The sequence below is a fragment of the Deltaproteobacteria bacterium genome (assembly GCA_022340465.1).
In the GTDB taxonomy this organism is placed as follows: Bacteria; Desulfobacterota; Desulfobacteria; order Desulfobacterales; family B30-G6; genus JAJDNW01.
Genome location: JAJDNW010000131.1, coordinates 1 through 23,113, shown reverse-complemented (window position 1 = coordinate 23,113; position 23,113 = coordinate 1). Strand labels below are relative to the sequence as shown.

The window sequence follows — 23,113 nt, the reverse complement described above, 5'->3', positions numbered from 1 at the left end:
AAAACCGACACAAAAATGTTTGACGCCATCGTCGTTGAAAATATTGCCAAACGCTTTGAAAAAGTGGAGGCGGTTTCAGGGATTTCGTTCCGTGTCAGACAGGGCGAAATCTTTGGTTTTCTAGGTCCCAACGGCGCGGGCAAGACCACCACGATCAACATGTTAACAGGTCTCGCACGCCCGGACGAAGGGCGTGTGCGTATCGGCGGCATCGACTGCACCGGGAGGCCGAGGGCGGCGCAACATCTTGTCGGCGTGGTGCCTGACGAGAGCAATCTATATCCGGAGCTGACCGGATTCGAAAACCTATGTTTCTGTGCGGCGCTTTACGGATTGAGGAAAGCCGAAAGGCAAGCCTTCGCAACAAAGCTTTTGGATGATTTCGGTCTGAGCAAGGCTGCCGGCCGCAAGTTCGGCGGCTATTCCAAAGGTATGAAGCGCAAGCTGACCATTGCCGCCGGCATCATCCAGCAGCCTGAAATCCTGTTTTTGGACGAACCCACCACCGGCATCGACGTGGCCAGCGCCAGGCAGTTGCGGCAGCTCATCTCCCGTCTTAACGCAAACGGGACGACGATTTTTCTCACGACCCACTACATCGAAGAAGCCGAGCGGCTTTGTGACCGCATCGCCTTCATTGTGTCCGGCCGCATTGTCCGGGTCGATTCGGTGGAGCATCTGATTCAGCCGGTTCAGGGAAAACATGTGGTGCAGATAACCTGTTTGGAGATGCCCGCGGAAATAGAAGGCAAACTTTCCGAAGCATATGACGGCATACGCTTTTCCGCATCTGGACAGGGGCTGATTCGTGTGGAAGCCGATCAACCTGTCCCCGTCGGGCCGTTGATTCGCTACATAGAGGACCAGGGAGGGGAGGTGACGGAGGCGCGGCGGCTGCGGCCGTCCCTCGAGGATGTCTTTGTCAGGGTAACCGGCATCGAAGCAGACTGCATGCGTAGAGAGAAAGAAAAAATGGGAAGCGGCAGATGAAGCGTTGGATCGCCTTTTGGAATATTGTGCTTAAGGATATACGAACCTACTATCTGAAACCGCCCAACCTCAGCTGGGGCATTATTTTCCCCCTGGCATGGACCGGTATGTTTTTCATCAAGTCGGGCAGCGGCCTGGAAAACATATCGACCTTGCTTCCGGGCGTCGTTGCCGTATCCATTTTATTCGGCACCACATCGATGCTTGCGGTGACGGTCACCTTTGAAAAGAAGAACCATTCCTTTGAACGACTCCTGCTGGCACCTATTTCTTTGGAACTTTTGATGCTGGCCAAAACCGGTGGGGCCATCTTGTTCGGTACTGCCAACGCCTTTGTACCGGTCATCATGGCGGCTTTTATCATAGACCTCTCTCATGTGGCTTGGGCGGTTTTTGTACCGGCTGTCTTTCTGATTGCGGTCGCATCGAGCTTTCTGGGCCTCTTTATCGCCGTGGCGGTGAGCGAAGTGTTCGAGGCCCAAACCTTCTCCAACTTTTTCCGATTTCCCATGATCTTCCTGTGCGGCCTTTTCTTTCCTATCGAAAAGCTGCCTGTCTTTTTGAAACCGCTCTCTTATGCGCTACCCCTGACCTATGGGGCCGATGTACTGCACGGGGCCGTGCACGGTGGGAACACCCTGCCTTATGCAATCGACTTGGCGCTTCTCAGCTTGTTCTGTATCGGTTTGTTTGCAGTAAGTCTTTATAATATCCGCAGACGTTGGATCGTCTGATTCGGCTGCGCCATTAAAATCCGTTCACGAAAGGGTCTATACCGATCGATATGCCGCCTTGAAAATATCAGGGACGGCCATGCACGCCATTCGGAACGTTTTTCGGGCAACCACTCTATGACGCTGCCGTCCACACACCGGGGATGATCGTGTTGCAGAACCGGCAGCGGTTTTCCGAAAGGTTGTAGGTGGGAATCACGTAGCCCCGCCGTTCGATCAGCAGTTTTCCACAATGGTGACAATAGGTGTTGTTGCCCTCGTGACCGGGCACGTTGCCGACATAGACATAATGAATTCCCTTTTCCATGGCCAGTTTCCGAAAACGCGTCAGGGTGGACACCGCCGTGGGCGGCAGCCGGTCCAGCTTGTAGCGCGGGAAGAAGCGCAGAAAGTGCAGGGGGTGGTCGGGTCCGATGTGATCGAGAATCCAGTCGCACATCGCCGCCACCATGTTTTCGTCATCCGTGTAGCCCGGCACAATGAGATTGATCATTTCGAAATGGATGTTTTTGGCGTGCAGGACTTGAAAGGTTTTCAAAACAGGCGCCAGGCGCCCGCCGTTCAGTTTGCGGTAGATGCCGTCGTCGAAGGCTTTGATATTCAGCGTGGCCGCATCCAGAACATCGCAGAGTGCAAGCAGGGGCTTTTCATTGATGTAGGCATTGGACACCCAAAGATTGCAGAGGCCCTCTTTTCTGGCAAGGCGGGCGGTGTCGATCATGTATTCAAAAAAAGTTGTCGGCTCGGAATAAGTGTAGGCGATCGATTGCGCCTGTGCGCTCTGCGCGGCACCGATGACATCGGACGGGAAGAGTTCGTAGGCCGGGCTGACTTCATGGGGTTTGGCCTGGGAAATTTCCCAGTTCTGGCAGTTCAGACAGCGAAAATTGCATCCGGTTGTCGCCAGTGAAAAAGCTTTCGTTCGCGGTTTGAAATGCAAAAGCGGCTTTTTTTCAATGGGGTCGGTGTTGACGGCGCAGGGATTGCCGTATGTCAGGCTGTAGAGCTTGCCGTTTATGTTGACCTTGGAGCGGCAGACGCTGCGGTCGCCCGGTGACAGCATGCACCGGTTGGGGCAGATGCCGCAGATGACCTTGCCGTTGCCGGTTTTTTTATACAAAAAAGCTTCACGGGACCATTTCCAGAGCTTTTCCGGCGCATCCCCCCTGAACACCTTGCCGCGGATGTCGTCGCGGGTTGCCGCCCGGCAGGCGTCGAGGCCGAACGGGTTCAGCCACGGGGATGCAACGACCGTTGCAAGACAGGTCGAACAGCGGTTGAAGAATTGCCTTCTGGAAATTTTTTTCACTGTGTTACGCAGCCCCCTTTACCTTTATCCAGGGTATTAAAGCCAGACTGATCACCTTTATCGCAATCAATCCCCCGGCCGTCCAGAAAATACCCGAATAAGGTATCAGGATAACGCTCGTCATCAGCGTACCGCAGGCGGCGCCGATCAGATCGGCGGAAAAGGCTCGGGCGATGGCGGTGTTCCCGCCGCCCTTAAGATGCAGCGCTACCGGGAACTGAAACCCGCAAGCCAGCGATACGGCGAAACCGAAGGCCAGGTAGAAAGCTTCGGGCAGGCGGTCGGCAAACGTGTAGATCACCAGGATGAAAAGCGCCAATAAAACGATCAGAAACAGATCGCTCACGATCAAAGCCGGTTTGCCCCGCTCACAGAGCCGGTTGCCGAACCAGGCACCGGGCAAGAGCCCTGTCAGAAAAACGGTGACGATGATACCGATCTGAGAGTAAATATAGCCAAAATAGATCTGGAATGCAAAGATAACCAATATTTCGCTGCCCATGACCATGCCCCCGGTCGAGAATAGAATGAATTCTTCCCGGGTACTCCGGGCCACATAGGCGGCGGCAAGCACGCCTATTACGAGAAAAAAAACGGTTGGCGAGGTCTGGAATTTTGCAAACCACTGGGAAAACATCAGCCGCATGAGATAGGGCTTCTGATCGATGTTGCGGGGGACAGAGGGGTCCATGCTCTGGTTCAGGGCGTCGATCCTTTCAGGTGTCACATTGCCGTAAAAATATCCGCTGATGTACGTGGTCGGGATGCCCTTTCGCTCTAACACTGCCGGAATATCCATATGGGGCGGTTGACGGCTGCATACGAAATAGACCTTCTGCCCGGGGAAAAGGGTGACATGTTCAAAATGGACATGGGCGGTATGGTAGAGGGCGGACAGTTTCCGGCGCTGGGATTCCGCAAGATAGTTGTCGAAGCCCTGCATGGAAAAGCTGAGAACGCCCTGTGGGGCGAGGTGGCGCCGGGCCATTTTGAAAAAGGTGTTCGTGTAAAAACGATTCAGTTGAAACGTGTCGGGTTCGGGCAGGTTGACAATGATGGCGTCGTATTTCTTGGGGGTTTGGGACAGGAAGACCCGGCCATCCTGATGGATGACGTGCAACCCATTCACTTTGTGGATGATGCCAAAGCGGAATTGAACCGCGGCGACTTCGGGATCGAGCTCCACGTAATCCACCGACTGGATCGGATATTTTTTAATCTCATCCATAACGCCGCCCCGGGCCGATATCAGCAGTACCTTCCGCACGGTATCCAACTGGGAAAGCGGGTAGTGAACGGTTTCTTCGGCCGTGCTCCGGTCGTGGCTGCTGAACATGGGGATGCCGTTTTCAAACAGGGTGAATTGCTCCCTGTCACGGTGGACCGTGATACGGCCGTAGCGGGTTTCCCGGTACAGGGCCAGCCTCCCCTTTGCCGGCGTCAGCGAAACGTTTTCAAGAGCGATTCCGCTGCCCAGGGTGGCGAGGGCCAGGATGAGGGCCGACCATACCACCGGTCTGTTCCGGCCGGGGGAAGGGAAAAGCATATAACTTGCCAGAATAAGGGGCACGTGACCGATGAGCAGGGCCGTCATGGGACTTACCAGAAAAATCAGCACAAACGAAAACAGGGCGCCTCCGGCGATGTCACCGATGTTGTCGCCGATATAGATGCGTGACGCAGGATAATCGTTCCGTTCGGATCGCAGCACAAAAAGACTGTACGGCAGAACGAAACCGAGCAGCAGACAGTAGGGCGCCAATGTCAGTAAGCAGAACAGCAGAACGGGATAAAACCCCACCGAACTGCCCTGGGTGAAAATGAGGTTGCGCAATTGGCGGATAGCCATAATCTGCAGCAGGGCCAGGATGCATAGCAAAAGCGAAAAACCGGCCAGTTTTCCGGGTGTGGGCCTCGATCGACGGGCAAAGGCTCTCGCTGCAAGGGTGCCGGCACCGCCCAGAATCAACCAGTTGAAGAGAATCAGTGCGATGACGATTTCATTACCCGAGAATTGAGTTATAAACTCACGGATGGTAATCAGCTGGGTAACCACGGAGGAGATGCCCGTTGCGACGACCACCCGGATGACGGCGCGTTCCCTCCGATGACGCATCGACAACCTCCTCTCCAACCCGGTAAACCGGAAATTCCAATATCGAATATCTAAATCCTGAACAATTCCAATGTCAGGGGTCGGTAATTTTCATCGATTTTCCTCAAAATACTGAACCTGATAGGTTAGAATATCTACCCCCTTCTTTTTCCAGGCATCGGGCGGCAGACCGGCCTTCCGGCACAGGTGGGAAAGGAAATCCTCAGGTGCGGGCAACTGCTCCCATACCTGGGGTAGAAAGGTTGCCCTGGCGAGACCCTTTCGAACAATGACACCGTCCACATGGCAACGAAGCTTTTCGACAAGATCCTGACCGTTCTTGAAGTCGAGCGGTTGGGGGTCTGTCAGTATGCTGACTTCGATCCTGGTCGTGTTCATTTCCGCTATTGTCAAGGGGGGGAAGCGGGGGTCGCGAAAAGCCGCGTTGAGGGCATTTCGCCGCACACCGTTCAGAACATCCCCCGTGGCTGTCAGATTACCGATGCAGCCCCTCAGGCGGCCGTCAATCGTCAGGGTGACAAAAGTGCCGCGCTGCCGTTTGAAGCGGTCATCCCGGAGGTCTGCATCGAGATCTGTAAAGGCAGGTCCCGATGTGTCCATGCCCAGTTTTTCCATAATGGTTCTGCGGGCCAGCCTGATCAGAATTTGCCCCTGTGTGTCGCCGAACGGTTTGCCCTGATTTTCTCCGGCATTTGCGGGCCGGTCGCCGAAAAAGCCGATGGCCGCATACCCGACTACCTGCGACCGGTCACCGGCGGTGTCTCCGCTGTTTGAATAATGGAGCAGCACGGGCTGCCATCGATGACGCCGGGCCATCTGGATGGCAATCAAAAGCGGCGTTTTGCCGCAGGCCCGGTTGTCATCCCGCATCAGTTTGTCCGGTGTTAGGTTGATGATCTCTTCAATGGTTTCGTGATCCCTTTCAACAGCTTCGGCATAGGGAAGGTAGTGCGAGAGATCGGAGCTGACCACCAGCAAGGTGTCGTCGTCCACGATCGCATCCAGGGCATGGGACAGCTTTTCGACATCGCCGGATCCAACCACGACGGGCACGAGCTGAAACGTGCCGAGGTATCGCTGTAGAAAGGGCAGGATGACTTCCAGGCAATGCTCTCTGTCCCGGTTCAACGGCAGGGTTTCGAACAGATCCTTTTGTCGCCTCAGCCGGGTGATGTCGTGGTGAAGATCGATTCTGCCCAGAGGGGTTTCATAGGCGGCGGCGTCACTTATGGCGGCGGTCCTCAGGCCGATGCGGTGATCCGGCCCGATGAGGACGACCTTGGCATACCGGCTTTTCGCTATCGCCTGAGCGGCGTGGGCTGCGGTCCAACCCGAGTATGTGTAGCCGGCATGCGGCATCACAATTGCCCTGAGAAATTTGCCTTCGGGGGGAGTGATGCGGGTTTGCGCGGCCTTTTTTGTCAGGGCATCGATGTGGTGCACAAGACCGGAAGGATCGGATTCGTAGAAGCGGCCGGCCCACAAGGGCTTGCGGACGGATTTTGCGCAAAGGGGCAGTGGGAACAGAGCCGCCGACAGGGTGGCGGCAAGCATCAGAAGCGCAAAGCGGTAAGCAAATGTTTTCATAGCTTGAACCCGATAGCAGTTCTCGCTTTTTCGCGTGGTTCACTTGTCAGGCATTCTCGAAGATGCCGTATCGATATCGAAAATTTTTTCCCCGTCCACATAATCTTTAGTGGCATACTGGGTAATGTTGTTACAGTTTTCGATCGTTTTTTTCATTTTCTCTACGTTGCTTTTTAGCAGGCCGATCAGTTTGCGGGTCCGCTGATCGTCACCCGGCGTTGGGGTCAATTTTTCGGTGCATGTTAACAATACCTGCAGAGGATTGTTTAGCTCATGCCCCATGGCGCCCGCCACCTCCAGGACCGACAGTAATTTTTCTTTTGCCAGCCGTTCTTTTTCAACCTGTTTGCTCTGGGAGATATCCATAAAATAATTCAACGCCGCGCGCCTGCCTTTGTACGGAATTGAAGATGCGGTTTCCAAAATCCATTTGGTGTGGCCGTATTTGTCGTCGATGCAAAATTCGTATGGAAAAAGACGTTCTCCCTTTAGCATCTCGATGCAATTCTCCCGGGCCTGGTGTCTATCCTTTTGATGGACGAGGTCGATCGGAAACCTCCCGAGCAGTTCATCTTCACTGTATCCCGTTATGCGTGTAAATTCCGGATTGACATATTTGAATCTGGCGTCCTGCACGATATAACAGCCAATCAGGGAGGTGCGTAAGCTCAGCAGAAATTTATTTTCAGCCCGTTCGCGCCGGGTGTTGTCCCGGATGAACCCCTCGACGACTAGAGCGCGCCCCTTGTGATCACGCACGACTGTCCAGCGATCATGCATTACACGCACGGAACCATCGGGGTGCAAAAAACGATATTCCATTTCCCCCTTCTCGTTTTGAGACTGGAAAGATAATGCCTGGGCGGCTTTAACCTTTTCACGGTCGTCGGGGTGAATATGCAGAAAGACACTTTTAGGAGATAACCGTTTGACACCGTTTTCTTCCGTTGAGTACAGCGATAGAAAACGCTTGTTGAAAAATGGAAAGGTTTGCGATTCGATGTCGAACTGATAGATGGCGTCCTGGGATCGGTCTACAAGCCTTTGAAATTCTTCTGAAAGCTGTCGGACCATGGTGTCGTCTTGTTTTTTGTACGCCGCTACTTTAGCCTCTAACGCCTTTATTTTGGCTTCGAATTCTTCGCGGGTAGGCTTTTGTTGCATGTGGGCTGTCCTCAGGGATTGGCTTCAACGTGCTTTTCAGCTGATCCTTCGTTAGTCGAGAAACCGTGAAAGCTTGCTGTGGCAGGCTTTCAATTGCGTCAACATCTGATCGTAATGATGAATGTTTCGCAGAGACCGGATGACTAAATAGGTCCCCAGGATGATCAAAGCGGTCAACATGATTCCCAGGGGGATGATCAAGTGAAGCACATGCAGAATGTTATAATACTTCGATGTGGCGATAAGCAGGCCCAAAACGGTAAGGGGCAAGGCAAAAACGGCTATTCCGGTACGCATGGCCGCCAGGGAGGTGCGTTTTTCAGCCAGGATCAGCTGCGCCTCATTGATAATAATGGCGTCGGCATCTATGGAATCCTCCGTACAGGTAACTTTATCCTGATTCGATTTACTAAGTATGTTCTCAGACATGTCCGCTATCGCTTTCCCTTTGCTTTAACCTCAATTTAGGTTTAAGATACATTACCTCCATCGTTTTGCTGCTGTCAATCCTTGAAGGTATCGGGGTCGAAGCCTTCAGCCACTCTACCTTTTGATATAATTTTATTGAACTGTTTTTTTACCTGCCTGCAGGCAACGACGGCGGCCTGGTACGCTTTGTAGGCCGGGTCCTCTGTCCCGACACTTTTTTTGATAGAATCCAACACCTTTTTGCTCTCCTGATATTGTTTGTCCACAAGTTCAAAGAGTTCTTTCCGCTTGAGGTGGTTTTTTATTTCTTTTTCTATAATCGGCAACAGGCGTCTGACCGATAATTCGATCAGCGTGTCCCGGGATATCTTCAGTTTTGCGCAAAGGCTGTCGATAACCTGCAGCGTTTCTCGGCTGACGATGAAACTTTTTTGAGATCCTTTATTCCTGGCGGGCTCTATTTTGACAATTTCCTTTGCAAGGGTTTCGAGCGAATCGGTGTCCTCAACGAGATAATCAAACAGAGACCGGTGCTTGATACCCAGTTGCGTAGCAACAATATTAATGGCCTGAATAGATCCTTCGGACAATTTGAAACTTGTCCGTACGGATTGTTTCCCCTTGAGTGCCAGGGTTGTCATCCTGGGAAGGGTATCGGCCGAAACCTCTTTTCTGATGAATTTGTCAGACATTCAAATCACCCCCGTTCGTTCGGTTCATTTTCATTACTTAATATATAATTTATTTAAAAATAATTCAATAAAAAAATAAAAAAATTATATTGACATCGTCAAAAACATTTTTATCATATTCACAGCGAGTAGAAACGCGATGTTCCATGAAAAAAAAGAGCCAAAGGAGGGATGTGAAATGATTTACAGAAAAATGTTTGGAATACCGAGTTGGAATGTGAGAAGCCCATTTCATGAATTGGAGCGTATGCGTCAACAGATGGAGAGTTTCCTGAGCAGCGTTTCTGAAAGTGGTATACCGAGCCCTCATGCCGGGGTGTTTCCATCCATCAACCTGACAGAAGATCAGGACAAGTATTACATCAGGGCAGAGCTTCCCGGTATCTCTTCAGAAAAATTGGATATCCAGGCAGCCGGCAGCAGTCTGTCAATATCGGGGGAGCGCAAGATCGAGGCAGAAAAGGAAAATGTTCGTTATCATCGCAAAGAGAGGGAGGAGGGTACGTTTTCTCGGGCCATAAACCTCCCAGGTGAGATCGATGCCGATGGCGTCAGTGCCTCGCTGACCAATGGGATCTTAAAGGTAAGTGTGGCCAAAGCCGAAAAAGCCAAACCCAAGCAAATTACGATCAACTGAAGGGAGGGATCATTATGACGGAAGCTGAAGCCAAAGAACTGAAAGTCAGAGAAAAACACGAGGTGTCCACCGATATGGAACAAACGCGCCCGGGTCCGGTCTATACCCCCGATGTGGACATATTTGAATCAGACAAGGATATTACCCTGCTGGCGGATATGCCTGGTGTGTCGACTGATAGCATGACCATTGATTTGCGTGACGATGTGCTCACATTGACAGGCGAGGCCGAGAACGATGGTGAAACATCCGAGGATCCCATCCTGATGGAGTACGGTGTCGGAAAATACTATCGTCAGTTTACACTGTCGGAGGTGATCGATCAGGCCAAGATTACCGCGGAGCTCAAAGACGGCGTGCTGCGTCTTGTGCTTCCGAAGGTCGAGAGAGCAACCCCGCGGAAAATTTCTGTATCCGCAGGATAATCCGTTCAATGCCGGGCACTGACATGCGAATCAGTGCCCGGCTTTCTTGGTTTACGTTTTTAATCCCACCAAATTCATAAACACTTAGGACAAATCCAACCAAAACAGATAATCTTGCTACGCTATCCAGCTAAAAACAAAACCTGCCTTGGCTTGCTTGACAGCGGTCCACTCCCTGTACTAATCAACTAATGGAGCCGTCGGGGTGTTTTTTTCCGTCATCCCCGCGAAGGCCGGGATCCGGTGCATATGGCTAATCGATTTTTGGATAGCGTAAAAGCTTCACTACGTGTTCCGTCTGCGCGAAGATGACGAGGGTTCTAAGCTAAAACTCCCCGCCCCTTCGACTAATCGACCCCAGCGTTGATATTATGACATATTGATATTTGAGGGAGGGAGGGGCGTCCACCCCTTGCGTAAACACATGAAACGGCTTTGGTTCCATCTCAACCTGCAGGGGAAATTCAGGGCTCTGTCTATGATCGGCCTCTTGATCTGGCTGTCCAATTTTTCCATCATCTATTTCGAGATCCATGGCATCAACGAGGCCACGCTGGATTTGGAGATATACGAGGACCTGTATAACACGGTCCTCGAAATACGACGATACGAAAAAAACTTCCTGCTATACCAGGATCGGGCAGACTTTGATGAAACCCGACAGCAGTTCGATCATACCCGGCTGATGCTGGCCAACCCGCCGTTTAACACGGGAAGAAACGCCCACTCCTATGCGAGGGAAGAATTGGAATCGGCATTGTCGGAATACGGCGATATCCTTTCGACTCTGGGCCGGGAACAACCTTTTAACGCTCCCGGTGAACCGGTCCAGGAAAAAATCAGAACCATTGGGAAACGCATGGTGGATCTGTCCCATGAACTGCTGGCCGAAGGGAAAAATCAGGTGGCGGTGGCCGCTCATCGGGCATTGCGCTGGCCGGTGATCTCAATGGGTCTGATCCTTGTCGTTTTCGCGATCGGGGCGGTCCTGGTCAACCGCAAGGTCATCCAGCCCTTGTCCAGCCTCGAGCAGGCGACAACGAAAATCGGCCGCGGCGATTTCGGCCTGATACATCATCCCAACCGGATCGAGAGCGAAGTGGACCGGCTGATTCTGGCATTCAACCGCATGGCTGAAGAACTCGAAGCCCGGCAGGAGCAGATCATCCATTCACGCAAAATCGCATCGCTGGGCACCCTGGTTTCGGGCGTGGCGCATGAACTCAACAATCCGATCAACAATATTATCCTGACCATCGACAGCCTGACGGGAAAACGAAAAATCAGCGCCGAGAAACGTCTCGACATGTTGAACGACATACTTGCCCAGGCTGTTCGGGCCAGCGAGATCGTCAAGAACCTGCTCGACTTCTCGCGGTCGAATACCGCCCTTATCGAAGAGCTGGACATTGTCAATGTTCTCAGGGAAACGATACGCATCACCGAAAACGAGGTCGCGGTCAGCAACATTAAGCTAAGCCTCGATCTTGCCGCCGACCTGCCGGTGGTCAAGGGAAACCGGCAGGCTTTGCACCAGGTCTTTATCAATTTGTTGACCAATGCCATCCACGCCATGCCTTCAGGCGGCGAACTGTCGGTGCGTGCCGCTGTGGGGCCTGACGCCAAAATTGTGATTACGGTGGGCGATACGGGGAGCGGTATTGCCGAAGAACACCTTCCATACATTTTCGATCCTTTTTTCACCACCAAAAAAGTGGGACAGGGAACGGGGTTGGGGCTTTCGGTCAGCTACGGCATTATTAAAAAACACGGTGGACGCATCACCGTGGACAGCTCTCCGGGCAAGGGCAGTACATTTACCGTTGTTTTGCCGGTCAGTGAGGAAACCATCGATGGATAAACCGCCGGTTCGCCTTGCCGTTGTCGAAGATGAAAAAATCTCAGGGATGCGGCTGCAGGAACACCTGGCCGAAGCCGGATACACGGTTGACCTGTTCTTCGAGGGAGAGTCCTTTATCAATGCGTTTTCCGCTTTGCCCTACGACCTGGTGATCACCGATCTGAAATTGCCGGGCATAGGCGGCATAGAGATTTTAAGGCGCATCAAAGCCTGCTGCCGGGATACCGAGGTGGTCGTGATCACCGGCTATGCATCCATCGATTCAGCCATCGAGGCGGTCCGGGAGGGGGCGTTTCATTATTTGACCAAGCCCATTCGGCTGGCAGAATTCGACAATTTGATCTCCCGGGTGGCCGAAAAGATCAGGATCAGCAAAGAAGCCAGCGGTCTTCGGGCCCTGATGGCGCACAAAGCCGGCAAGGCCGGGATTATCGGGACCAGTCCCGAGATGGAACAGGTCTACCGGATGATCGAAAAAATCGCTCCCCTGGATTGTCCCGTGATCATCCAGGGGGATAGCGGTACCGGCAAGGAGCTGGTGGCCCGTGCCATTCACTTTCTCAGTCACCGCCACGAAGCGCCGATCACCTCCTTCAACTGCGGCGGCTTTTCCCAGGAACTGATAGCCAACGAGTTGTTCGGCCATGAAAAAGGTGCCTTTACCGGCGCCTTCACCACCCGCATGGGATTGCTTCAGTCGGCCGATGGCGGCACCGTTCTGTTAGACGAGATCGCCGACATGCCGGCGGATATGCAGGTCAAACTCTTGCGAGTACTCCAGGAAGGCCAGATCTACCGCTTGGGAAGCAGCCGACCGGTCAATCTGGACATCCGTATCCTGGCCGCCTCCAACCGTGATCTAAAAGCACAGGTGGTCAAAGGGCTGTTTCGCGAGGACCTGTTCTTCCGGCTGAATGTCATGACCATTTTTGTGCCCCGGCTGGCGGATCGCACGGGTGATCTGTGGCTGCTGGCCGATCATTTCCTCCATATGTTCAACGAGGCGTACGACAAAGATGTACACGGCTTTTCGGATCAGGCCCGTGAGCTTCTGACACAATATGAATTCCCCGGCAATGTCCGTGAACTCGAGAATATCGTCGCACGCGCGGTGGCTTTGGCGGAGGGAAAGGAGATCCAGGTCGACGATTTGCCGCAATTTCTAAACACGCAGGCGGCATCGGCCGCCGACACGCTCCAAAGTCTGGAGGAGTTGGAACGCGTGCATATTGCCAACGTATTGCGTAAAGTCGACGGCCACCGGGATAAGGCCGCCGCCATTCTGGGCATCACGCGATCGACCCTTTGGCGTAAAATAAAGAAGTACAACCTGATCTGACCGACAGGATTCATGAGGGGGTGCGGTGACATCCAGGCGACGCCGGCGTCGACGATTGCCGGCGGCTGGCCGGTGCCTCAAAATCCTGGCCGAATGCGGTAATTATCCTGCCAAATACAGCAAAACAGACTGAATTTCTTCCTCATGCAGATCGAATAAAAAATGATGCGTGTCCTTCGGATAAACCGCATGAACAAGCAGCTGCGCCTTCTTCAGCATGCGGGTCAGGCGCTCCGGTCCCAGGTCCGAGGCGCAGTGGCCCACTGTCTGGATCTCTTTTTCGTTCAGAATCGCCAGCCCCCTTTCAAGGTTCAAGGCTTCTGCCGAGGGGTTGCTCGATTCCGTACCGGATATCCCCACCAGAGTGATCCTGCCGGATATGAACGTGTTGATTTTGAGCAGGAGCCCCAGGGCGTTCTCAGCCAGTTCGCTGCCGTCGGTGAGGGCGACGATTTTTTCGATGGTCTTGAGATGGCGGACCACCATCAGGGGCAGGGGGCGGCCGGCTTTGTGCGCCACATGTCGAAAGCGCCGATACAGGGCCAGCGGTCCCATGCCTCGGAAGGGAGCGCCCACCACCAGCAGATCGAATTGACCGGACCAGAAGCGGTCGGCAGGTTCCTGGATGGGATCGCCGGTCAGGACCAGCGGGTCATGGATATTCGGGCATTGACTCCTTTCTGCCACCACGAGGTCCTCCATCGTTTCCTCGACTTGGCGGCTGGTCTCACGCTCCCAGGATTTACGGGCCCACCCGGCGCCAAAAGCGATATCGCGTCCCGGACGGTCAAACACATGGATCGGTTGGATATTCAAATCCGTTCCGAACAGGCAGGCCGTTCTTAGGGCAAAACTGGATTCCAAACTATGGTCAATGGTGACAAGTAGATTGAGCATATGTGTCTCTTCCTTTCCGGAAATCAGGACCGTTTTTTGCGAACCCGCCGCCGGGCTTTCTTGACCGCATCACGAATTTCACTGATTCGGAACGGTTTGGCGATAAAGTCGTAAGCCCCCCGGACAAAGGACTCCCGGGCAGTTTCGATGGTCGCATATCCGGTAATGATGATTACTTCGCTATGCGGACAGTGTTGCTTGACTTCTTCCAGGAAACCCATCCCGTCGACGCCCTCCATTTTCAAATCCGTAATGAAAATATCGAAGCAGCCATCTTTCAATCGTTGGATCGCCGCGGCACTGTCGGTAAAGACTTCAACCTCGTATCCATCGTCTTCCATTTCAGGCCGGAGACGGTCCCCGACAATGGGTTCGTCATCCAAAATGCATACGGTCGTGTTCTCATCCATTGCTACACTCCTTTAGTTGTTGCCATCCTGAAAAACATGCCTGTACTTGTTCATAAAATGGTTGAAATAATGCTCAACCGCACCGTCGTTTTTCATCAGAATATCGAGTTGTCGCAAAAATCCGATCAGCCGGCCGACGATGGTCAGACGAAAGCGCGTGTCCTGCTCCGTTCCTTTAACAGCGCGGGCGATGACCAGATCACCTTTTTTTTCCACCTTGAAACCGAACTCTTCGAGAATGGCACCCAGCAAGGCCGCCCGCCGCGAACGCCGGGTGATGTCTGTCGCTCCGCCGATGAAGCGCATGAAGATATTATTTTTTTCGGAAGCCGGCCAAAGACTGGCATCAACCACCGTAAAATGGTAGCCGATCCGCAGCGTCAAATTCAGGTAATTGGCTCCCAAGACCGCCATATTCAAGCCCGTGATCACATCCCCCGTCAGGGCCGCGGTTTGGGTCCGGGTCACGCTTGAAATCAGTCCCTTGAAATCAGCGGCAACCGGAGCCGTATCCCAGGCGTCCGGCGAGTTCATGCCCGCCCACAGGGCCAGCATCGGCTGAGATGTAATCTGCTCGGGTGCCACCCAATCGGTTTTTGGCAAGTTGGCGTCCAGACCGCCGCCGATGTCCACCAGGATCAGGTTGAGAGGCAGATCGGCCTTTAAATGCCGCCCGCCATGTTTTATCAGGCTCCGCGGCTCCTGGGCTATGCGAACCAGCGTATCGATCGATTTTTCATGCATGAACCGGAGCACGTCGTGCAGGGTCCGGCAGCCGTCGGGGGTAAATTCGGACGCCTCTGGATTCGTCAGCGTCAGGGGAGCGATTCGTTTGAGCAGGCGCCGCAAGAGCTGAAATTCATATTTGGTCTCAAAAGAGGCCCGTTCCAAAACCTGGTGATGGAGAAGTTCGCTGATCCGGCCTTCATACACCACGTTCCTTTCCGCATCCACGGTAACCAGCTGACCCGGTTTCAATATCTCGGTGGCCGAACCGGTGTCCACAATCGTGGGAACCCTGAATTCGCGCGCAACCGTTGCCATGTGGCCTGTGGGGCTGCCCACGTCGGTAATGACCGCGCTGGCACGGGCAAGCACACGCGCCAGAATCGGCAGGCTGTACCGTGAAACCAGGACGGCACCCGTCGGAAAATGATCCAGATCCGATCCTTCTCTGCTCAACCATACGGGACCGGCACCGATCCCCCGATAAGCAATGGTTCCCTGATCTTTGATGACCACCGGATAGCGCTGCAAAAGGCTTTTCAGGGCCGGACTGCGGGGACGGCTGATGCGGGGCAGTCCCAGGGGACGCGCCTGCAGTACCCACTTCTGTTTTTCGGAATCGATGGACCATTCGATATCCAGGGGGCGCTTGAAAAAGCGCTCCAGGATCATGGCCGTTTCGACCAGCGAGGATGCCATTTGAGGCGTCAGGCAGGGCCGGAGGGCGTGCTCGTCCGGGAGGCAGGCATCCTTTCCAGGGGCTTCCGGACGGGAAAGGGATTCGCTTCCGCCGGTGCGAAACGATTCAATGGCGTGGGGCGGGTTGCGGGAGAGCCTGAACGTGTCGGTCTCCGCGCTTCCTTCCACCACCCCCTTGCCGAGTCCCGGGGTCGCGGTAACCAGGCAAATGTTCTTTTGGGGGGTATTGGGATCGATGGTGTACGTAACGCCGCTGATCCACCCCGGCACCATTCGCTGGTAAATTACCGCCATGGCCATGTCGGAAAAAGGGATCTGGTGCTTGATGCGATACTCCAAGGCGGCCGGATTGTACAAACTGGCAAGGACCTTTTTATAGCTCGACAGCAAATCGCGGAGAGGGACGTTCAGAAATGTGTCGTGCAATCCGGCAAAACTCAACTCACCATCTTCTCCCACGGCGCTGCTGCGAACCGAGAAAAGGCCTGATTCGGGATGGTTGGGGAAAATTCGCTCGACAGCCTTCAGGATTTCCTGGCGCAGGTCGGGGGGAATCTCTCCGGCTAGAATCATCAGGCGGATTTTCTGGGAAACGGTTTCTAACTGCTGACTGCCTTCCCGGCACGAAGGCAGCAGTGCGTTTATCTCATCAAACAGATTGTTGTATGCCAGGTAATTGCGAAACCCCATGGCGGTGACGACGATTCCCGGCGGAACGGTCGCCTGGGGCAGGGGAACGATCTTGGAGAGCCTGTAAGCCTTGTTGCCCACCGCCACGCTCAAGGTGTCATTGACCTCGGCCAATGAAACGACATTGGGGCCATGCGGAAACACGAGGAGGCCACTCAGTTCCAACTGCAGCTCTTGGGTCAAGGACTCGATGACATCATAGATGCGCTGATAGGCGTTATTGGTGATGGCGTTGAAGTAGTAGGCGCAGCTGAGGATGGTCGCTTTAATTTCCTGTACTTTGTCAACTAGAAATTTGCGGTCAAAGACGTATTCTCCCCCCAGCTTGTCTTCCATCTCGGTGATGATTTCCAAGGCCTTGGTATTTTCCTCCAGCAGTTGGTGAAAGCGGACGAACAATTCGTTGAAAGGCAACGCAACGCGCCTTCGCCCGTGGCCGCCGATGCTGAAAAATTTTAAGATGTTGCGGTTCAAGGCCATCAATGGCTCCCGCCGCCTTTAAAAAGGAGGCCCATTACAGCGCCGGTGAACAACGCAATAGCCACTGCCATGACTCCATAAGCCAGGCGTCGATTCGTGGCCAGGTTGTCTACCAGGCGGATGAATCCGACTTCCTTTACGGTTAAAAGGGTCGTACGCTCCCTCGTTTTGACACCGTCGGCAAACGTGGTCGCGTTGATCGAATACCTGCCTGCGGAAGTGGACCGCGGAAACCGGTAGGCCGCCGAAAACCGTCTGCCTCCGCCATCGGCAGCTTCATAGGTGACGGCATTCCCTTTTTCGACATAGAGGCCCTGATCTTTTTTTAATTTTACAAACATTTCGAGAAGATCGTCCGCAGGTATGGATGTGGATTGTATCTTGACGCTGTTTTTCAAGTTCTCCAGGCCCAATCCATGTGCCGAGGCTTTCTGCAACCACTGTGGGCCGCCGGGCAGTAGAAGGGCATACATGGCCGGCGCACCGTCCAATTCGGCCTTGCCCTGGGTCATCCAAAACGGTCCCACTTTCCCCTTGATATTGAATTGGTCGTTCGCGGCCGGCCCGATGATTTCGATCACCACATCCTGACCGTTGGGGACTTCACCGGAAACGGTAACGACTTCCCCCGAATAAAAAGTGCCGATATCCATGACTTCGGGGTGGATGAACACCCCATCCGATTGTACCGCCCATGCCGCCGGGGCAGCCGCAAGTCCCAAACTAACACAAACCAACAGCAGTGTTAAATGGATTAATCGTCGCATGATATCAGTGACCTCCATGGAATGATAAAAGGTTGTGCGGGGGAAGCACCAGGCCGAAAAGCATTTTGACCATGACCGCCAGCACCAGCAAGGCAAGAAAGATCTTGAGCTGATCCTCTTTAAGCTTCGTACTCAGGCGCGCGCCGATCTGGGCCCCGAAGGTGGAGCCGATCAGCAGCAGCAGTGCCAGAACAAAATCCACGGTGCGGTTTGAATAGGCTTGCATGATCGTCACGTCAATGCAGGTGAACAGGACCTGAAAAAGGCTTGTTCCCACCACCACATGCATGGGCATACGCAGCAGATATACCATGACCGGCACCATGATAAAGCCCCCGCCGACCCCCATGATTGCTGCCAGAATACCGACCAGCCCTCCCAGGAACAACGGCACCACCGGCGACAGAACGATGCCCGATTTTTCGAAGCGGGTTTGGAAGGGCAGACTCTGAATGAGCCGGGAATAAATGGAAGCCGACTTGGCCGGCGCCGCCTTCTGAACGGTTTTTTCGGCCCGCAGTCCTTGAAGGCTCTCGATGAACATATAAAAGCCCACGAATGCCAGCATGACCACATAGGTAATCATTATCAAAAAATCGGCATTGCCCATTTGGCGGAGAACTCGGATAATCTGAACGCCGCCGGTCCCGCCGATGACCCCGCCGATCAACAGGTAGATTCCCATTTTGAAATCCACGTTGCCCAACCGGTAGTGGGCATAGGTTCCGGAGGCCGAAGCCGCCACAATTTGGTTGGAATCCGATGCCGCGGCAACCGTCGGCGGAATTCCGATCATAATGAGTAGAGGTGTCATCAGAAAACCACCGCCGACACCGAAAAGTCCGGACAGCAGTCCGACAATAAAACCAAGCCCTAGCACGATCGGCAGGGCGACACTGTGCTGGGCAATCGGAAGATAAATGTACCAGGGCATAGTCACTCCAGGTTTAGGGATTATTGTGGCCAGCCCATCCATAAGCAAAAGTGATGCCACCGGGTAAAAATCAAATTATATCTATATTATCAGCTAGTTATGAGAAGTGGAAAAGGATGGAGGTTTAAAAATGCAACATATGGCATGCGCAGCGGAAGGGTATGTTTATTTTATGATTTATTTTCAATAGGTTAAAAACGTTTAACAATTAAACATCTCAAATACACGGTGACCTGATCTGGGCGATTACATAAAGTATCTGCCCCTTATTATTCTACGGGTCTATAACCCAAAATAAGGCACAACGATTGCCGAGGAATAATACCGCCCCGGCCGGCAGGCTTTTACCTTGTTATTGATTATAGGTCCGTTATTCTATAATAGCTTGACACCGTTAAATTAGTTGTGTGCACAACTAAGCCAATTTGAATGAAATGGGAAAGAGGAGGCAAGATGAGCGTGCAATCAATCGTTGAAGAGACCAACATTTTTTTGGAACATCTGGGGTTGGCCGAGGAGCCTTTTGGCGTGTATTACGATGATACGAAACCCGAGAAATCCTTCGGACCCAAACCCGGCGTCCCCATCTCGCGTGAAATGGAAGAACGGGGTCAGGTTGACATGCAGGCGGTTTTTAAAACGTTTTCCTGCGTTATCGGCAACATCTGGCTGGCCAGAAAAAAGCAGTGTGCCGCGTACATCTCAACCGAGGCGTACGGCTGTCCCGGGGGGGTGTTCTACTGCTCCATGATGAAACCCAATATCAGATTTATCGAGCATTACGTGACCACAGGATTCGAAGGGACGCCCATTCATGGGGAGCGGTATCTCCCGTCCCCTGAATCCATGAGAAAATTTCTTGATAAGGTCAATCCCCGGAAAGCCCCGGCAAAATATTGTATCTTCAAACCGTTATCCCATTTTTTGGATGGAGGGGAACCTGAATTTGTCATCTTTTTTGCCCGGCCCGAAGTGTTGACCGGCCTTTTCACCCATACGATGTTCACCACAGGAGAGGTGGACAGTGTGGCCTCCCCGTTTGGAGCCGGGTGTACCAATATCATTGCCTGGCCGCTGTTCTACAAGGAGCAGGGAATTGAAAAGGCGGTACTCGGCGGGTTTGACCCGTCGGCCAGAAAATATATGAAAACCGATGAGCTGACCTTCACGGTTCCCTGGCCCCTGTACCGTAAAATGCTGCAGGCCCTGCCGGAATCCATGTTTAATGTGGGTCAGGACTGGAAGGTCGTTCGAAAAAAGGTCAGCCGCAGCGCAAAGGCCTGGGGAGAGGGTGAGTAACCGCTTTTTGCAATGGAACATAAAGGCAAAACCCTGGTTGGGCAATCGGGATAAGAGGGTAAAATGACGGAAATCAGAAAAAGCTATTGCGGGCTCTGTCATCCGAGATGCGGTACCCTGCTGCGCGTTGAAGACGGAAGAATCGTCAAGGTGACGGGAGATCCGGACCATCCGGTCACCCGGGGCATAATCTGCGAGCGGGGCAGGCTGATGCCGGATCATGTCCACCATCCCCAGCGGCTCAACCGATCAACGGTTATACTGCCCCCTTCGGTCTCTATCCCGGCTTTTTTAAGATCCAGTTCCTCAATATTGGCCCTAATTAAATTACCGGCAACCCATATGCGTTTTTGTTCAGTGTTGAGCGGTTTGTTATAGGTGTTTTTATGGATAAACTTAGTGGGTTGGCTAAACTGTATTTTAATGAATCTTAACTTTTGTTATACATAGTTCATTTTTAAATTGAACACTCCCCGCAGCAAGCTGCGAGGAATCTTCACCGTAAGGAATTCTATCAATTATGATTCGCTCGCTTACCCTGCAGCAAGCTGCAGGGAATGCGCTCGCTATCTCGGTTCAATTTTTAATAAAAATGTACCCGTTCAATGATGTGGCAATTAATAACCAAATGAAATATGGAAGTATTAGAGCAGATTTGAGTTTCAATTCAGGCCAATAAAAGAATAGGAGGAATCCAATTAGTGCAGTAAGCAAACTTATTAAAAGTAGTCCTGCCAAAACATTATGGTAATAGAAGAAAGTTGGATTCCACCCTACATTTAATATCCATTGAACGGCATACAAACCAATGAGGATTTTTTTGTTCTCAAAAACTGGCCATAAATATGCCATGTAAACACCAAAGCAAATCATGATTGTAGTCCATGCGGCTCCAAAGACCCAACCAGGAGGGGTCCAAGGGGCCTTAGCAATACCAACATACCAATCAGACGGCACGCCGTTGCTTGTAAATAATCCTCCTATTGTAAGTGCCGTAAAATTGAGTGCCAAGAATATGATAAGTCTATAAATCATTTTTTATTCCTAATTTGTCGGTGATTATAATATTCACATACCGGTAATCTTTCAGGTGCCCGATATCTACAGTTTTGTTGGAGGGGTCAAAAGCGGCCCGTAACTTATGCCAGAAAGCTTCAGATTGCCCTAATATTTAGACCCACAATATTGGTATGACACTAATGACATATCGCCACCAAGCGTTCAGCACCTGTTTTAGCAGCCTCTTTTAAACGATCTTCTCGAAATTGGGTGCAACTTTCTGGAAACCAGCAGATGGCACCACTGCCGCAACATTTTGTGTTCTTACCGTGATGCTCCATTTCCTTGAGCGTTACCCCAGGTAATTGCCGCAAAACCTCACGCGGTCCGTTGAGATCCACACCTGTGTATGCTGACTTGCAGGGCTCATGCAGGGTCACTGTTCCAGCCGACGCATCGGAAAGGTTCAGCCTGTTCATGTTTTCGGCCAAATATTGGGGAAAGGAAAGTACCTTGAAGTGCATATCCAAGGCGGACGCTATGGTTTTATCAACACGGCACTGGCATGTAGGGCGCCAGAGTATGACAGCTTCGGGCTGAAAACCAGCGATGGTAGACACCAGAGCTTCCGCATTCAGGCTTCCCTCGTTAATATCACCTAAAAACATAAAACCGTCACCGCAACAGTTATCTAACCCGGGAAGAAATGTGTAATCGTCGCCGATAGCATCCATGATGTCCAGTGCATTGAGAATTTTTTCCGGTTGAAAGTAAACGTTGCAACCGGGAAAGAATACGTACCGTGAATTCTGTTTGTTGCTTTGTTTGGTTATTTTTTTATAGTCTGAAGCTGGAACTTGAATGCTTGCAAGAACCCTATGAATGCTTTCTGGCTGCGTAGCGTCACCGTATGCCCTATTTGCTAATCCCTTGGAAATATAGTTCCTCTTTATGAGTTCGTTAACCAGCATTGGGTTAAGATCTTCGGGACAGATGTCAGTCGTGCACTTGAAACATTCCATGCAGGCAAAAGCTTTGGTATAAGCCTGTTGATTGGGATTCCCATTTATTATGTAATCGAACACACCTTCTTGAATTTCCTGAGCGGAAAGATTACCTATTTCAGTGTAGGGTAAAATTGGGCACTCTTCGGCACAAAGCCCACATTGTACGCAGTTTTCAAGAAAACGTTGTTTTTCTTCAGCGAAGAGATCAAGAATCGTCATTGGGTACTTCCTATTTGATCACGAATCATATAAAATTACGGATACCATATATTGTGGTAGATGAAAATTCAAATAGGGACCCAGGGTTGGATACGGTTGCGTAATCCTTGGCTTTTAACCGCTGTATTCTCCCCGCAGCACCTTCTTAATTGTATTTTTTGAATGTCCTGTCTCCCTGGCAATCTGTTTTATCTTTTTTCCATAAACCCGATACGCTGTCGTCATATTCGAACTTGACATGGCACTCAGGACATTTCATCTTTAAAATCTTTGATGCAATCGTACATTCACAGAAGGGACACAGGCAAAAATTTATCAATTATCAAATACCATAGAATCAATAGTTGCTTTTGGTCTAACTGTCATGACCGTTGAAGATCCAGACACATCTACAGTTAATTTAACATAGAGGAAGATTTTTTCTTTACTATCATTTTTTTTAACTGGTTGAACTTTACCCACAAGAACAACCATATAATAACCTTCCTCAGAGTAACCCATGTCTGAAATCTGGTATCCAGGTAAAAGTACTGCTTCAGCTTTTGTTTCGATAGTATAAAAGTTCGCACGGATCTCGCCGTCAACACCGGCGGCCGCATCGCCAGCGCCGTCAGAAAGAACAGCCCGCTGCTGCTGGCGGAGCTCAATGCTTTTATCCATTCCCATGTCAAGAAAACAGGGCTTATCAATGTGCTCTTGCAAA

General features: G+C 52.0%; 21 protein-coding genes and 1 pseudogene. 8 read left to right on the top strand and 14 right to left on the bottom strand.

The window, feature by feature from the left end; translation table 11 throughout:
* The first annotated feature begins 15 nt into the window (after positions 1-15).
* The gene (locus tag LJE94_18070; GenBank protein ID MCG6912010.1) at positions 16-990 is read left to right on the top strand and encodes an ABC transporter ATP-binding protein; all 975 of its coding nucleotides are present in this window, start codon (positions 16-18) and stop codon (positions 988-990) included.
* Positions 987-1,724: an ABC transporter permease gene (locus tag LJE94_18065; GenBank protein ID MCG6912009.1), complete on the top strand. Its 738-nt coding sequence runs from the start codon at positions 987-989 to the stop codon at positions 1,722-1,724. The genes LJE94_18070 and LJE94_18065 overlap by 4 nt, the downstream gene beginning before the upstream one ends.
* A gap of 115 nt (positions 1,725-1,839) precedes the next feature.
* Here LJE94_18065 and amrS read toward each other — a convergent pair whose 3' ends face one another.
* The 6 genes from amrS to LJE94_18035 form a co-directional block, all read right to left on the bottom strand.
* A complete protein-coding gene (amrS, locus tag LJE94_18060; GenBank protein MCG6912008.1) occupies positions 1,840-3,033 on the bottom strand; it encodes an AmmeMemoRadiSam system radical SAM enzyme in 1,194 nt (397 codons plus the stop codon).
* 4 nt (positions 3,034-3,037) lie between these two features.
* Positions 3,038-5,149, bottom strand: coding sequence for a hypothetical protein (locus LJE94_18055; protein MCG6912007.1), 2,112 nt, complete (start codon positions 5,147-5,149; stop codon positions 3,038-3,040).
* 90 nt (positions 5,150-5,239) lie between these two features.
* Positions 5,240-6,736, bottom strand: coding sequence for an AmmeMemoRadiSam system protein B (amrB, locus tag LJE94_18050; GenBank protein MCG6912006.1), 1,497 nt, complete (start codon positions 6,734-6,736; stop codon positions 5,240-5,242).
* Positions 6,737-6,775: 39 nt separating this feature from the next.
* Entirely contained in the window at positions 6,776-7,900 is a 1,125-nt protein-coding gene (locus tag LJE94_18045) for a PAS domain S-box protein (protein MCG6912005.1), read from the bottom strand.
* A 51-nt stretch (positions 7,901-7,951) separates the two neighbouring features.
* A complete protein-coding gene (locus LJE94_18040) occupies positions 7,952-8,329 on the bottom strand; it encodes a hypothetical protein (protein ID MCG6912004.1) in 378 nt (125 codons plus the stop codon).
* A gap of 74 nt (positions 8,330-8,403) precedes the next feature.
* Complete coding sequence (locus LJE94_18035) at positions 8,404-9,021, bottom strand: hypothetical protein (protein MCG6912003.1); 618 nt, start codon at positions 9,019-9,021, stop codon at positions 8,404-8,406.
* A 178-nt stretch (positions 9,022-9,199) separates the two neighbouring features.
* Between LJE94_18035 and LJE94_18030 the strand changes: the two genes are divergently transcribed.
* The 4 genes from LJE94_18030 (at position 9,200) to LJE94_18015 (ending at position 13,283) form a co-directional block, all read left to right on the top strand.
* A complete protein-coding gene (locus LJE94_18030; protein MCG6912002.1) occupies positions 9,200-9,658 on the top strand; it encodes an Hsp20/alpha crystallin family protein in 459 nt (152 codons plus the stop codon).
* Positions 9,659-9,672: 14 nt separating this feature from the next.
* Complete coding sequence (locus LJE94_18025; protein ID MCG6912001.1) at positions 9,673-10,083, top strand: Hsp20/alpha crystallin family protein; 411 nt, start codon at positions 9,673-9,675, stop codon at positions 10,081-10,083.
* A gap of 412 nt (positions 10,084-10,495) precedes the next feature.
* A complete protein-coding gene (locus tag LJE94_18020; GenBank protein MCG6912000.1) occupies positions 10,496-11,944 on the top strand; it encodes a HAMP domain-containing histidine kinase in 1,449 nt (482 codons plus the stop codon).
* Positions 11,937-13,283: a sigma-54 dependent transcriptional regulator gene (locus tag LJE94_18015; GenBank protein MCG6911999.1), complete on the top strand. Its 1,347-nt coding sequence runs from the start codon at positions 11,937-11,939 to the stop codon at positions 13,281-13,283. Before LJE94_18020 ends, LJE94_18015 begins: the two co-directional genes overlap by 8 nt.
* Before the next feature lie 102 nt (positions 13,284-13,385).
* Here LJE94_18015 and LJE94_18010 read toward each other — a convergent pair whose 3' ends face one another.
* The 5 genes from LJE94_18010 to LJE94_17990 are packed head-to-tail and all read right to left on the bottom strand — an operon-like array spanning position 13,386 to position 18,892.
* Positions 13,386-14,180 carry a hypothetical protein gene (locus LJE94_18010; protein ID MCG6911998.1) on the bottom strand — a complete coding sequence of 265 codons (795 nt, stop codon included), beginning with the start codon at positions 14,178-14,180 and terminating at the stop codon, positions 13,386-13,388.
* A gap of 23 nt (positions 14,181-14,203) precedes the next feature.
* Entirely contained in the window at positions 14,204-14,590 is a 387-nt protein-coding gene (locus LJE94_18005) for a response regulator (protein ID MCG6911997.1), read from the bottom strand.
* A gap of 12 nt (positions 14,591-14,602) precedes the next feature.
* Positions 14,603-17,185: a hypothetical protein gene (locus LJE94_18000; GenBank protein MCG6911996.1), complete on the bottom strand. Its 2,583-nt coding sequence runs from the start codon at positions 17,183-17,185 to the stop codon at positions 14,603-14,605.
* Entirely contained in the window at positions 17,185-17,952 is a 768-nt protein-coding gene (locus LJE94_17995) for a TIGR02186 family protein (GenBank protein MCG6911995.1), read from the bottom strand. The genes LJE94_18000 and LJE94_17995 overlap by 1 nt, the downstream gene beginning before the upstream one ends.
* 4 nt (positions 17,953-17,956) lie before the next feature.
* Positions 17,957-18,892, bottom strand: a complete 936-nt coding sequence (locus tag LJE94_17990) for a sulfite exporter TauE/SafE family protein (protein ID MCG6911994.1) — start codon at positions 18,890-18,892, stop codon at positions 17,957-17,959.
* 447 nt (positions 18,893-19,339) lie between these two features.
* Between LJE94_17990 and LJE94_17985 the strand changes: the two genes are divergently transcribed.
* Both LJE94_17985 and LJE94_17980 read left to right on the top strand, forming a co-directional pair.
* Positions 19,340-20,185, top strand: coding sequence for a DUF169 domain-containing protein (locus LJE94_17985; GenBank protein MCG6911993.1), 846 nt, complete (start codon positions 19,340-19,342; stop codon positions 20,183-20,185).
* A 63-nt stretch (positions 20,186-20,248) separates the two neighbouring features.
* Positions 20,249-20,431: pseudogene (locus LJE94_17980) on the top strand (hypothetical protein).
* Positions 20,432-20,761: 330 nt separating this feature from the next.
* Here the strand turns inward: LJE94_17980 and LJE94_17975 are convergent.
* The 3 genes from LJE94_17975 to LJE94_17965 all read right to left on the bottom strand — a co-directional run.
* Positions 20,762-21,220, bottom strand: coding sequence for a tryptophan-rich sensory protein (locus LJE94_17975; GenBank protein ID MCG6911992.1), 459 nt, complete (start codon positions 21,218-21,220; stop codon positions 20,762-20,764).
* Positions 21,221-21,381: 161 nt separating this feature from the next.
* Positions 21,382-22,410, bottom strand: coding sequence for a (Fe-S)-binding protein (locus tag LJE94_17970; protein MCG6911991.1), 1,029 nt, complete (start codon positions 22,408-22,410; stop codon positions 21,382-21,384).
* Positions 22,411-22,725: 315 nt separating this feature from the next.
* The coding region (locus tag LJE94_17965) for a hypothetical protein (GenBank protein MCG6911990.1) at positions 22,726-23,113 on the bottom strand (388 nt) is incomplete at its 5' end.